Source organism: Runella sp. R0.1_18 (genome assembly GCF_057652155.1).
Genome location: NZ_JBYFCK010000003.1, coordinates 122,857 through 135,059, shown reverse-complemented (window position 1 = coordinate 135,059; position 12,203 = coordinate 122,857). Strand labels below are relative to the sequence as shown.

General features: G+C 42.0%; 13 protein-coding genes. 5 read left to right on the top strand and 8 right to left on the bottom strand.

All coding sequences use genetic code 11. The features are described from left to right. Positions 1-48 precede the first annotated feature (48 nt). Genes AC23P2_RS06070 through AC23P2_RS06055 form a run of 4 tightly spaced genes read right to left on the bottom strand, consistent with a single transcriptional unit; the run spans position 49 to position 3,438 of the window. Positions 49-240, bottom strand: a complete 192-nt coding sequence (locus tag AC23P2_RS06070; protein ID WP_028526947.1) for a hypothetical protein — start codon at positions 238-240, stop codon at positions 49-51. Positions 241-296: 56 nt separating this feature from the next. Next, positions 297-1,430: a hypothetical protein gene (locus AC23P2_RS06065; RefSeq protein WP_487772358.1), complete on the bottom strand. Its 1,134-nt coding sequence runs from the start codon at positions 1,428-1,430 to the stop codon at positions 297-299. Continuing rightward, positions 1,430-2,086 carry an ABC transporter ATP-binding protein gene (locus AC23P2_RS06060; RefSeq protein WP_487772357.1) on the bottom strand — a complete coding sequence of 219 codons (657 nt, stop codon included), beginning with the start codon at positions 2,084-2,086 and terminating at the stop codon, positions 1,430-1,432. The genes AC23P2_RS06065 and AC23P2_RS06060 overlap by 1 nt, the downstream gene beginning before the upstream one ends. 14 nt (positions 2,087-2,100) lie before the next feature. Next, positions 2,101-3,438 carry a vanadium-dependent haloperoxidase gene (locus tag AC23P2_RS06055; RefSeq protein ID WP_487772356.1) on the bottom strand — a complete coding sequence of 446 codons (1,338 nt, stop codon included), beginning with the start codon at positions 3,436-3,438 and terminating at the stop codon, positions 2,101-2,103. Between the two features lie 198 nt (positions 3,439-3,636). Here AC23P2_RS06055 and AC23P2_RS06050 point away from each other — a divergent pair, with 198 nt between their 5' ends. From AC23P2_RS06050 to AC23P2_RS06035, 4 genes are all read left to right on the top strand, one after another. Then, a complete protein-coding gene (locus AC23P2_RS06050) occupies positions 3,637-4,590 on the top strand; it encodes a PhoH family protein (RefSeq protein ID WP_028526951.1) in 954 nt (317 codons plus the stop codon). Between the two features lie 26 nt (positions 4,591-4,616). Then, a complete protein-coding gene (locus AC23P2_RS06045) occupies positions 4,617-5,939 on the top strand; it encodes a M43 family zinc metalloprotease (protein ID WP_487772355.1) in 1,323 nt (440 codons plus the stop codon). A 62-nt stretch (positions 5,940-6,001) separates the two neighbouring features. Further along, positions 6,002-8,065: a ComEC/Rec2 family competence protein gene (locus AC23P2_RS06040; protein ID WP_487772354.1), complete on the top strand. Its 2,064-nt coding sequence runs from the start codon at positions 6,002-6,004 to the stop codon at positions 8,063-8,065. Between the two features lie 105 nt (positions 8,066-8,170). Further along, a complete protein-coding gene (locus AC23P2_RS06035) occupies positions 8,171-8,440 on the top strand; it encodes a hypothetical protein (protein WP_487772353.1) in 270 nt (89 codons plus the stop codon). A gap of 25 nt (positions 8,441-8,465) precedes the next feature. Here AC23P2_RS06035 and AC23P2_RS06030 read toward each other — a convergent pair whose 3' ends face one another. Then, on the bottom strand, positions 8,466-8,924 hold the full coding sequence (locus tag AC23P2_RS06030) for an FKBP-type peptidyl-prolyl cis-trans isomerase (protein ID WP_487772352.1): 459 nt from the start codon (positions 8,922-8,924) through the stop codon (positions 8,466-8,468). 271 nt (positions 8,925-9,195) lie between these two features. Between AC23P2_RS06030 and AC23P2_RS06025 the strand changes: the two genes are divergently transcribed. Then, positions 9,196-10,386 carry an asparagine synthetase B gene (locus AC23P2_RS06025; protein WP_487772689.1) on the top strand — a complete coding sequence of 397 codons (1,191 nt, stop codon included), beginning with the start codon at positions 9,196-9,198 and terminating at the stop codon, positions 10,384-10,386. Positions 10,387-10,410: 24 nt separating this feature from the next. Here AC23P2_RS06025 and AC23P2_RS06020 read toward each other — a convergent pair whose 3' ends face one another. The 3 genes from AC23P2_RS06020 to AC23P2_RS06010 are packed head-to-tail and all read right to left on the bottom strand — an operon-like array spanning position 10,411 to position 12,112. Next, positions 10,411-10,578, bottom strand: a complete 168-nt coding sequence (locus AC23P2_RS06020; RefSeq protein ID WP_487772351.1) for a hypothetical protein — start codon at positions 10,576-10,578, stop codon at positions 10,411-10,413. Between the two features lie 9 nt (positions 10,579-10,587). Then, the gene (locus tag AC23P2_RS06015) at positions 10,588-11,688 is read right to left on the bottom strand and encodes an outer membrane protein assembly factor BamB family protein (protein WP_487772350.1); all 1,101 of its coding nucleotides are present in this window, start codon (positions 11,686-11,688) and stop codon (positions 10,588-10,590) included. Beyond that, positions 11,654-12,112, bottom strand: a complete 459-nt coding sequence (locus tag AC23P2_RS06010; RefSeq protein WP_487772349.1) for a hypothetical protein — start codon at positions 12,110-12,112, stop codon at positions 11,654-11,656. Before AC23P2_RS06010 ends, AC23P2_RS06015 begins: the two co-directional genes overlap by 35 nt. Between the last annotated feature and the right edge of the window lie 91 nt (positions 12,113-12,203).

Below are 12,203 nucleotides of genomic sequence, written 5' to 3'. Positions count from 1 at the left end.
TAATCTGTGTCTCTCTGCGAGAAAATTTCACCTATTGTTGAGCAGCAATCAATCAGCCACTTTTCCCAATAAATTTACCCCAACCAATAAAAAGAGAACTCCCACTAAAAAAGGAACAATGGTTTCCCATTTTGTGAGGGTGAAACCTATCACCGCCTTGTCTGACATAAAGGCGATGCAAGCAAAAAGAATAAAAATAACGCCAATTCCAGTTAAAATACTTCCAAACGTACGTTTCATGTGAGCGCGAGGTTTTATATACTTTACAAAACTACCAATTTATACAAAAAACTATTCTACTCTTCGGGTCGGATTTTAAGCCCTTCTTGATGAATGATGTATTCGGAGGTATAATAAAATTGGTGGCATAGCCAGAGCCCAATCCCCCAACTTCCCAACGCCAATATCAAGGTAGGAACTTTGAACATTATCAAGAAAAAGCCCACAAAAAAGGCGTAGAACCCTTGGCGAAGCAACGTATCCATCACATAATGCTTTTGCAAAAATCGCCCAAAAAGCAAAAACAACATCCCTATCACTAGCAGCGACCATTCCAAAAAATACCCCCAATTCAACCCAACTGGCATGTAGCGAACGAGAAAAATAATTTCTGGCAACATCATCAGAACAAAAAGCTGTCCGTATTGCTGTAGGCGTTGTCCCATTTTCATTGGCATATTTCGCAACAAAGGCAACTGTAAATGCTCAAATTCGTAGAGATGTAACATCAGCACCGAATGAACCATCCCAATCATCAGCGCACCCAACGAAAATAAACGCTCATCGTAGCTGTCGGTGGGATAAATTTTGCAAATTCCCACTACAACAAAACAGGAAAAACCTTTCGTTAGAAACAATAAAACGGGGTTTTCTGAAAACAAATACAGGATAAAATACGACCACTGAGGCTTATTAAATCGTCGGTTTAAGTAAGTAGTAACTGTACTCAAACGCGTATCAGGGTTAGGCCGTTGCAGGCGATATTCGTAGGCAGCAACCCCCGTTAAAGGCACCAATAGGAGATAAATCATCGTTGCGATAACCGACAATCGTTGCCCAGTCCACCAGCCATAATACCCCACAAAAATCACGTAGAGCGCCACAGGTAGCCAAAGCATCCACTGTACATACATCCACGCCGCCCAACGGTAAGGTTTAGCAATCAACAATAAGTTAAAGAGAAAACTGTGAGAGTCCCATAAGAGCCTTTGTCGTACAAAAAAGACCGTTTTAAAGTGATACAAGGCAAAAACAGCGCCCATTAGTGCCAACAAAAATGGTGATGCAAACACGTAAGAGGCAAGAGCGATGTGATCTTCGGGGCGTAATATACCGAAAGCAAACATGGCCACTAAGAAGAGAAAGCCAGTATTGAGTCGGTAATATTCAGTAATGAGGGTTTTGCGGAGAATGTGAAGTACGGCTAACATCAGTGGCTGTTGTTTTTGCCCCGAGGCGGCGGAAGTTCCGTGATTTTTTTGTCTTTTACTTCAAACAATTGCTTGATGGGAAGGGCTTCAAAGCGAAAATCTTGGTGTGAAGAAAGCAAAAAAGTCACCCCCTGGGCATGATACTTTTGCACAAGTTCATATACCTTTTGGACGGTTGCATCATCAATAGTAATCAATGGTTCATCCAAAATAATCACTTTGGGTTGTCCCAAAAACGCAACTGCCAACGATGTCTTTTTAAGCATTCCGCTTGAATAAGTTCCTGATGGTTGGTACAAAAATGGCTCAATACCAAGCAGTTCAATCAACTCATCCACTTGTTTTTGCGACGCTTTTTTGGCCTTGGCCACAAATTGAATCAAATCATTGGCAGTCAAAAACTCGGGATAATCTGGTTCTGCTTCGCCATAATTGATGTGCAATCGGTAGTCAATGGGATTTTTACGAATATCCCAAGTGCCCATTTTTATGTCACCCTCAAAAGGTAACATGCCCGCCAAGGTTCTAAAAAATGTCGTTTTCCCCGAACCATTCGCCCCTTTGAACCAGTGAATTCCCTCTTCTAAAAAGAGAGAGGGCACCTGAAGTACCAGATGCCCCCCGTAAGATTTGTGTAGATTGGTAATTTCAAGCATACCTCCTTTACAACTTATTTTCTTGTTTTAGCCACACTTAGTACGTGTTGGCCAATTTTGGTTCCTGCTTTATTGCCTTCATCACAACCCGAACGGTAGTGAATGCCTCCATAAAGGCGACTGATATTCACACTTTGTGCTGCTTCTCTAAACGACTTAAATGACATCACGCCGTGTCCATGTTTGTGTTCCGTTGAATCTGTAAAAGCAATATTATCCCCGTGTACAAACGTCAATACTTCAGCAGAAGCGGCCGAAATTGTACTGTGCCCACTGGTATATTCTGGGAAAGGCGGGGTTTGCAAAAACGGTTGCCATTTTGGATCAATGTCTGAATTAATAACCGTTTCTGGGCGTACTTTACGGCTACGGTATTTTTCTTCCCAACAACCGATAAATCCGTCTAATAATGCAATAGACGTCAGGGCGTATCCTTCAACACTTCTATCAAATGGGGCTTTTTGGCTACGGCTAACCGTCGAATGAATGGCCAACCAATGCCCCCCAGGCGTCATTTTTTTATTGGCAAACATCACGTGCCCAACTACATTCATCACAAACGGATTGTCGTCCCAAAACCAAGCCGTTCGCTTTTGTTCTTCCGTCAAGTTTTTGCCTACTTCATACACCTCACGCGTTTCGTCCCAAAACTTAGAATTCTTATTTTTAGTCCACATTGGTGGAGCAGGAGGCATAAATTGGCGTGCCGAATCCAATGACAATGAGCGTATTTTGTGCCATTCGGGTTCACACGCATCGGCGTAGGCTGGCGGAGTTGGCACCCAAGTACCTGGCTCATTGGTCACCGTAAAACGAACCCCACGGGTCTGTTTGTACTTATCACCCGTTGAGTACTTAATCACGTGCGCGGCCACACTATCGCCATAAGCCATCGAACGCTCAATGACGTCCGAAGGAATGCCCATTTCTTCGTATTTTTTATAGAATGTTTTTTCGTATTCATCAAAAAAACTAGCCGAGAAAGTCAGTGTTCTCGCTACTTTCAAAAAAGCACGGGTGCTGGCCAATGGAAAACAATATTCTTTGCCTACTTCGGGTTGTAAGGGCGTTTTAAAGCCGTTTAGTTTACCACCCAACGATTCGTAGGCAGGGAAACCTGGCACCATTGCCTCGTAGCCTGCCAAATTTGAATACGCATAAATTCGACTGGCAACGGGTGGTTTGAAGATGTCATGAATAATTACCTCAGTCAACAATTCCACCGATTTGTGGTATAATTCTGGGTCGGCTGCTTTGGCATTATACTCTTCTGGTTTGGCTTTGGGCTTGCAAGAAACCATCCAAAAAGAAATACCAGCTGCCAACACAAAAAGAACTTTCTTTTTCAGCATAAGTTTCAAATTTGAAAAACAATTGAATTAAAAAATATCCTAAGAAAATGCAAATGTAAAAAACCCCACCATCAAAAAATTGATTTCCATCAGTTATTTTCCCTCATCGAGAACCATCCCACGGGCTTTTAATGTTTGTTTTTTGTAATTTTAAAAGAATAACGCTATTTTTCCACAAACTTAAACTCTTTAAAGCATTTGGTCGAAAAAGTAATTTCCTTAGAAAATGTGTCGCTCTTAGACTTTTTGGGCGTTGAAAACAACCACATTAGAGAAGTAGCAGCCGCCTTTCCGATGAGTAAAATCATTTCGCGCGGCAACGAAATTAGGGTAATGGGTACTCCCCCAGAAATCCTTCGCATTAGTGACATTCTTGAGTCATTGATTCAGCACTACCAAAAGTACGGCAAAATTACCCACGAAAACGTACGTCATTATCTTACTGCTAATGGTGGCTCCATTGCTCCACCCCACGTTCTCCAAGACGAGAAAGATGTGATTGTGTATGGAACGCGCGGGATTGTGGTACGGGCCAAAACTGCCAACCAGCAACTGATGGTGGAAAAAGCAGCCCAACACGATTTGATGTTTGCCGTTGGCCCAGCAGGTACAGGAAAAACCTATACCGCCGTGGCACTTGCTGTTCAGGCGCTGAAAGAAAAAAAAGTCAAAAAACTCATCATTACCCGTCCTGCGGTGGAAGCTGGAGAAAACCTTGGGTTTCTCCCAGGTGACCTCAAAGAAAAAATAGACCCTTATTTGCGGCCTATTTATGATGCCTTGGAAGACATGATTCAAAGCGAGAAGCTGAAGTTCTATTTGGAAAACAATATCATTGAGATTGCCCCGTTAGCCTACATGCGGGGGCGTACGCTCAACAATGCCTTCATTCTTTTGGATGAAGCCCAAAATACGACTCCTTCGCAAATGAAAATGTTTTTGACGCGTATGGGTCCCAGCTCTAAAGTCATCATTACGGGGGATAAAACGCAGGTGGACCTTCCTAAAAATCAGCAATCTGGTTTGCGAGATGCCCTTGAAACCCTCCGTCATGTTAAAGATATTGCATTTGTAGAACTGGACGGACGCGATGTCATTCGTCACCGTTTGGTGAAAGACATTTTGGATGCGTACGAAAAGAAAGAAAAATAATTGTTTTCTAGTTTGAATTGACAACTATGATTCAAAGTGTACGGTGGGTTGCCTGTTGTGCCTTCCTGTGGTTTAGCTTAGGTATTTTTGAAGCAAGTGCGCAACGTTGCTCGGCAGTTCAGTACGATTCAGTACTGGCCAAACGGTATCCTTATTGGAAACTAAAACGCCAAATGCTCGAAGATTCTGTTCAGACTTTTTTGCGATTGCCAAAGCGTGCAGCCCGTTTAGGAGCCATTTGTTCATCCATACGGATTCCAGTCGTTGTGCATGTTGTTCACTCAACGGCTACAGGTGCTATTGGAGGAGCTGGAAATGGCAATATTTCGGACGAGCAAATCAAAGAACAAATCAGAATACTCAACGAAGATTACCGACGCAAAGCTGGCACTCGGGGATTTAATTCTAATGCCGTGGGTGCGGATACTGGTATCGAATTTTATTTGGCCAATATCGACCCCGATGGCAAATCAACCAACGGAATAACGCGTCATTATTATGCTCAAAAAACAAATTTTGACGTTTTTAATGATGACCAACTTTTGGCCGACATCACCACCCAACAAAAAGAGTGGCCGACCGACCGCTATTTAAACATTTGGGTCACTCGATTTGCCAATAATTACCTCGGAATTGCGCAATTTCCGTCTGTTACGGGCGTAAATGGCCTCGATAACAGTACAGAACTACAAGTTCGGACCGACGGGGTGTTTATTGATTACCGCGTTTTTGGCATTGGCGCAACTGTTACCAGTCGTCTGTACAATTTGGGACGTACCACCACCCACGAGGTAGGTCACTGGCTAGGATTGATTCATACGTGGGGGGACGACAACTGTGGTAATGATTATTGTGACGATACTCCTCGCTGTGAAAGCGGTAACCAATCTTCCAATTGTGGCCCTGTGTTTTCTTTTTGTTCGGGCGTACGTACCCAAAATATGACCGAAAACTACATGGATTATTCGCCTGATTCTTGCATGAATGTTTTCACCAAAAATCAGACAGAACGGATGATGGCCGTGATTGAAAAATCAACCCGACGAAACAGTTTGGTCAAATATTGGTGCTCGCAGCTCCCCTTTGGCAACAACCTCGCCATTGAGATTGCCCCCAATCCTGCCCAAAACGTCGATGTTACCTATGTTAGAGTTACATTAAAAGAATTTAGTACTTTCACTGTTGAGTTGTTCACTTTAAGTGGTCAGCTCTTGCACCAAAAAGCATTTGAAAACTATCCGAGCTGGGATGTCCCCATTTCTACTGTAGATATACCACCAGGAACCTATTTAATACGGGTCAAAACGAAAGATGAGAGCGTTACCCAACGACTTGTTGTAATTCGATGATAAAAAAATGTCAGGTTGCTCCCAACCTGACATTTTTGTTTTAAAACCCAACGTCAAGCACCATGAATCCACTTTTGCGCATCACCATTGCCTTTGTTATCGGTATATTAGTTCAACAACAGTGGCCACTGCCAACGCCTATGATATGGGCTTTGGGGACATTATTGGTCGTTCTTTGGTTTATTGGTTTAACTCGGTTAGCCAACCGCTACTTACTTGGCATCACCACCTTTGGAGTATTCATTTACTTGGGTGGGCTGGCAGTCACCCTCAAAAACGAATCCCTTGCCCCTACCCACCTTGTAAATTTTCGATTAGATAGTATCCAAGCCTATCGCGGACAAATAATCACGTTTCCCGAAACGAGAGGAAAAACGCACCGCGCCATTTTGGAGATAACCCACATTAAATTAAACCAGCAATGGCAAGAAGCAACTGGAAAAGTTCAGGCATATATTGACAAGACAGCCCCACGCCCTGCTTACGGTTCTGAGCTAGTCGTGCTTGGCAAACCACAAAAAGTAGCTCCTCCCTTAAACCCAAATCAATTTGATTTTCGGCAATTTTTGGCCTATAAACAGATCTATCACCAACATTACTTACGCACTACCGATTTTGCTACAACTGGTAAAAATTACGCCCAATGGTACATCCGTCTACCTTATAAGTTGAGTCAATGGAGCGACAACGCCTTGAAAAAACTCGTCCCCATTGAGCGTGAATATGCCGTGGCAAAAGCCATGATTTTGGGTCTGCGCGACGATATGGACTCCGAACTTGTGCAAGCCTATTCGGCGGCAGGAGCCGTTCATGTGCTTTCGGTATCTGGTTTTCATATTGGCGTATTTGTGGCTATTGTTGCCTTTTTACTCCAAAAACTCAGAACCCACCGACGGGGACGTTGGCTGTACCTTGCACTCACTTTTGGGATACTTTGGTTTTATGCTATTCTTACTGGACTCTCAGCGCCTGTTGTTCGTTCTGCGTTGATGTTCAGTTTGTTTCTATTGGCCGATCCACTCGGTAAAAAACCAAACGGAGAAAATGCCCTTTATGGTTCTGCTTTGATTTTACTGGCCTACGACCCTTTTCTGGTCTTTTCGGTCAGTTTTCAACTATCTTATGCTGCGCTTGCGGGGATTATTTTCTGGCAACCAACAATTTATCAATGGATTACGGCCAAAGATTGGTTTTTAGACAAACTTTGGGCAATCACGGCGGTAGCCCTTGCTGCTCAGTTGGCCACTTATCCCCTATCAGTTTATTATTTTCATCAATTTCCAACCTATTTTTTGGTGGCCAATCCCCTCGTTGTAGCCCTATCTACCGCCATGATTCCCGTTGCATTAGTGGCATTGGCGCTTTCCGCTGTGCCCTTTGTTGGATCCGTCATCGGTTGGATTTTGACAGGAATTACGTGGTTGCTCAACCAATCTGTAGTTTGGATTGAACAGCTTCCAAGCGCTACCCTCACTGGTATTACTTTTGGCAAATTAGAAGTAGTGATTATCTATGCTATTATTGGGATACTTGCTTATTGTTGGTATCAAAAAGAAGTATTTTTGGTAAAGATAGCGTTGGCAATGAGTGCCGTTCTTGTTGTGATACAAGGCATTCATTTGTACGAAAACAACACCCAAAAACTCCTTATTGTGCACGACGTACCCAAACAAACGGTCGTCAGCCTCATCGAAGGCACACGTGCCATTCTCGTGGCTGATTCGTCGTTTTTTGCGTCCAATCAACAGCCTTTTTCATTTTATCTTAAAAACTTCTATGACGTCCACGGGATACGCGAAATTACGAACATTTCGTTGGATAAAGCCACCAATTCAGGAATCGTTCGCCCCCTCCCTTTTGGGAAACTTATTGTGTGGAAAGGCAAGGAATTAATTATTGCCGAAGGGCCAATTTCTACACTGCCCGCTCATTTTACCTCCCCAATCATCGTACGAAAAGGGGCTATCAAAAGCATTAAGAAAAACGAATCTTTTGAGCAATTCCCCCTCATTTTCGACAGTTCTATCTCCTCTTATTACCTCAAATCGCTTGCCCAAAAATCACCTTCAAGCCTTCATTCTTGGTATTTTACGTTTCAAAAAGGCGCTTATATCCGTAAAATTTAAGGCTTTTGCCAGAATTAATCCCCTGAAAGTTTGGCTTGAAAGAAAATAAGGGCATATATTTGCATAGTTAATCAATAGATATTATTCTAAATTAATTTTAATGATATGAAACCAGCCATTACACCCAGCTTTGCCCTTACTCAGCTTGAAATATTAGGGTTTGACCGTGTCGGTTTTGTAGAAGAGGTGACGCGATTTGTCTCCGACTATGGTCACATCGTTAGCGTCCGATTTGAAGCTGACGGCGTGCGCTCACAAGGATTTCTCAAAATTAAACTAGACCAGCTCGAACGACTTGACAGTCTCTTGATTCGACTCAAGGCCATTACAGGACTGGTACGCGTAAAAAAAGTGGAGTCAAATCCTCATAAATAAGGAGATTTGACTCCACTAATTAGGTTTATTTGGCAGAAACTACTTCAATTTCAAACAAAAGTGGGGAGTTTCCAGGAATGTCCGCTCCTGCTCCTTGTGAGCCATACCCCAACGAAGAAGGGAAAATAAGCGTTGCTTTTTCTCCAACTTTCATTTTTGCAATACCTTCATCAAAACCTTCAATTACCTGCCCTGCTCCCAAATAAAAGCTAAACGTGCCTGCATCAAATGTACGATCGGTCAGTAACTTACCTGTGTATTTTACAGTCACCGACTGCCCTGATTTAATGCTTGCCCCCGTAGCGTTGGCCTTGGTTAAAATGTAGCGAAGCCCCGTAGCCGTTTTTTCAGTGACGACCAAGTTGTTGTTTTTGATATAATTTTCAATTTGTTGTTCTTCAGTTCCCGATAAATCTTCACGGTTACAACTTACAACCAAGGCAAAAACCGCCAAGAACCCAACCAAACGAAATAAAGCTTTCATAGATACATGTAAAAAGTAAGCGACAAAATTACGCAAGATATTGGCGCAATTTGCATTTTTGACAAAAACGCTAAAAAAGCTCCCCAACAAATACGGCCAACTCCTTGACAATCTGAAACTTTCTGTTAATTTTGTTTTACTTACTAATTCCACCCACTCTTTGACTTTTCAACTTATGAATGCTGTTCTTACCAAAGCGCATCTTTTCAGAATTGTGTTGTTTTTTATTGTCAGTTGCACAACATCCCTGGCGAATTCTATCTTAATCACCATGGACGATAAGCAAACCAATCACCTCAAAGCGTACGGGGTGGCTTATTGGGAACTGAAAGCCGACCGCGAAGTGGATTGGCTTTTAAATTATCGCGGTGGTAGTTTTATGATGAAATATTCTAATGTTTTAGAACGTGAGTGCCGCTTGCGTGGCGTGTCTTATGAAGTAATTTCGGCGGCCAATGCCAACGCTATTATTAATCAAATTTCTCATCCTGATGTCAACATGGATGTAGTGAAACTTCATAAAGCCGCAAAGATTGTTGTTTATAGTCCAGTGAAAGTCAGTACTTCTTCCTTTGAAGACACCGATGCCGTTTTGCTGGTGCTGAAGTATGCAGAAATACCATTTGAAATTGTCTATGACGAAGAAATCTTAAAAGGCGACCTCGCCAAATACGACTGGCTGCACCTTCACCATGAAGATTTTACGGGGCAATTTGGCCGAAATCGACGCCGTATGACAATTGCCGATGTGCAAGCCCAAGAAAATATTGCCAAAAAATACGGTTATAAAAAAGTATCCCAACTCAAACTCGACGTCGCCCGAAGCATCAAAGGTTTTTGTGCGGGTGGTGGTTATTTGTTTGCCATGTGTTCGGGGGCAGAGTCGTTGGATGTCGCCCTCGCAGCCGAAGGTGTTGATATTGTCCCTTCTATTTTTGACGGTGACGGCGTAGATCCTAAAGCCCAATCCAAGCTTGATTTTAGTAAAACAATCGCCTTTGAAAACTTTGTACTCGAACTCAACAACGACGACGACTACCGAGGTGGTGGCATGTCGTTTTCGAGCATCAATTCCTCTTCAGGACAAGGCTGGGGCGATGAGACCACTAACTATTTTTCGTTGTTTGACTTTTCGGCCAAATGGGACGTAATTCCTTCCATGTTGGTTCAAAATCACGAAAACCTCATCCGCGAGTTTTTTGGACAAACCACGGCTTTCAACAAAAAAACGGTAAAATCTAGTGCTTTGGTCATGGGACAAAGCAAGTCGTCGGATCGTTATATTTATGGTGAATTAGGACGTGGACAGTGGACTTTTTACGGTGGCCATGACCCCGAAGGACAACGCGGTTTTCATCGGATGCCGACCGATCTCAACCTCCACCCGCATTCGCCTGGGTATCGGCTCATTCTTAATAACGTTTTGTTTCCGTCGGCAAAAAAGAAAAAACGGAAGACGTAAATGACTTGAAAATGAGCTACTTTATCACTCCTGCACAATTTCGTAAGCTCGACGAAGGAATAGGCCGAAGAGGGCATCTTTAAGCTGCTTGATTAGGCTTTGCGTACCTGCTTTGGTAAGGTAGTTTTGGAATAGACGGTAGCCTACATAGACGGCGGCAGCCCCTGCTAAAAGTAAAATTCGGGTTTTCATAAAGGTATCCTAGTCGCTTTCTTTTTCAAAAATGTGTAAAGTGCCTCCGCTGTCTAAGACATACAGTTTATCGCCATCTACCTGCGGAGCTTGATTGAGACTGTTACAAAATTTATTTTCAGTGTTTTGCGGTAGAGTCATATCATGTAGCCAGTCAATGCTCAACGTTTTGCGATTGAACACTCCAATCAAATACGGTACAAGTCCATAAGTACGGGAGGCTGTGAAATATATAAAATCCTCTGTATATGTCTTATGGATAATAGTTAGGTACTCTTCTTGGGTATCTTGCCACAATAACTCAAATCGTTGTGTTGCCAAATCTAACGACCAGTAGGAGTCGCCATCTAACTGATACAACTTCCCGTTTTCTATATGGCAATAGACAAAACTAAACTGTGATACACTTTGCCAACCAGGTAAAAATTGCTTAAAAAAATCAGTAACACGCCAAAGTTCAGTACCTGTATTGGCATCAAGGCAGATAAGTTGCTCGTTGTTCATCCAAACCAATAGCTGATTTTCCCACATTCCTACCAACTGGCTTATTTTTATCTCTAACTCCTTCAATCCTCTCCGAAATGTCCCTGCTCCTAATTCTTTTTGCCAAAGCGTGGCGCCTGTTGATTCATCAAGTTTTAATATTGCTCCACCAATTTGTAGCAGAATATTGTTTGAGAAAAAAAATAAATTTCCATACTTCAACTCCTTTTTCCACAAAAATTTTTGACTAAGGATATCAAAAAACTCAATAAAATAAATTGAAAAGTCTTTATTGTAAGTTTGCCAAAACAAAAATTGATTATGCAGGACGACATTGCCACTTTTGTTCGTATCAATGCAAGTTTTAAACAAGGTTTGAATGTTGATTAGTGTTATCCTACCTTCAAAGTCGTGATTTATTAAAAGGAAAAATTTGTTAGCCACTGAAAAAAGATATTTATCTACTTGTATCGTATGAAAAACTTTAAAATCATTTTCCACAAAGAGAATAGCCTTATCTTGTTTGAGCAAAACATAGGGCGATACGAGTTGAAAATTACATTCCGTAAATTCTTTTATTTTCACAAACATTTTATTTCCAGTCGATAAAGTTATAAATCGGGTCATTTAAATTGTTTACTTTATTGTTTAAGAATGAGGGTAAATCAGGAACTCCAAATAACTGTTGAAATCTTATTATGCCTATGCCTCCTTGATTGACATCCTTATACAAATCTATTGCCTTATTCCTAAACAGATTTTGAAAAGTCTGTTTGACAAAAGTAAGGTTTTGGCCGTTGTGTTCAAGGAGTTTTTGGTCAAAAATATAGTTGAGATTGTCTAAGGTATTTATGTTTTGTAGATAACAGAGAAATTGGGTATAACCCGAATAGCCTCGTTCAAAATTCCAAAATTGTGATTTAGTTCGGTCATATTTTTTTTCGGCATCTTCTTCACCGTCATCTACTTTATGCACGGGCGACCAACTCTTGAACTCATAGATTTCTTGTCCTACCATAGCGTCCGCTTCTGCATCACATCCTGTTTGCACCCCCGTTGTGGGGGGTGTTTGGGGCAACAAAAAACACAAAAGGGGGGGAGGGGGGTGGAAAAAAAATTAATTTTTTAAAAAATTAAATGTA

Excerpts from the sequence above, each read along its gene's own strand:
- AC23P2_RS06070 (WP_028526947.1), bottom strand. The coding sequence starts at position 240 with ATGAAACGTACGTTTGGAAGTATTTTAACTGGAATTGGCGTTATTTTT.
- AC23P2_RS06065 (WP_487772358.1), bottom strand. The coding sequence starts at position 1,430 with ATGTTAGCCGTACTTCACATTCTCCGCAAAACCCTCATTACTGAATAT.
- AC23P2_RS06060 (WP_487772357.1), bottom strand. The coding sequence starts at position 2,086 with ATGCTTGAAATTACCAATCTACACAAATCTTACGGGGGGCATCTGGTA.
- AC23P2_RS06055 (WP_487772356.1), bottom strand. The coding sequence starts at position 3,438 with ATGCTGAAAAAGAAAGTTCTTTTTGTGTTGGCAGCTGGTATTTCTTTT.
- AC23P2_RS06045 (WP_487772355.1), top strand. The coding sequence starts at position 4,617 with ATGATTCAAAGTGTACGGTGGGTTGCCTGTTGTGCCTTCCTGTGGTTT.
- AC23P2_RS06040 (WP_487772354.1), top strand. The coding sequence starts at position 6,002 with ATGAATCCACTTTTGCGCATCACCATTGCCTTTGTTATCGGTATATTA.
- AC23P2_RS06035 (WP_487772353.1), top strand. The coding sequence starts at position 8,171 with ATGAAACCAGCCATTACACCCAGCTTTGCCCTTACTCAGCTTGAAATA.
- AC23P2_RS06030 (WP_487772352.1), bottom strand. The coding sequence starts at position 8,924 with ATGAAAGCTTTATTTCGTTTGGTTGGGTTCTTGGCGGTTTTTGCCTTG.
- AC23P2_RS06025 (WP_487772689.1), top strand. The coding sequence starts at position 9,196 with ATGGACGATAAGCAAACCAATCACCTCAAAGCGTACGGGGTGGCTTAT.
- AC23P2_RS06020 (WP_487772351.1), bottom strand. The coding sequence starts at position 10,578 with ATGAAAACCCGAATTTTACTTTTAGCAGGGGCTGCCGCCGTCTATGTA.
- AC23P2_RS06015 (WP_487772350.1), bottom strand. The coding sequence starts at position 11,688 with ATGACCCGATTTATAACTTTATCGACTGGAAATAAAATGTTTGTGAAA.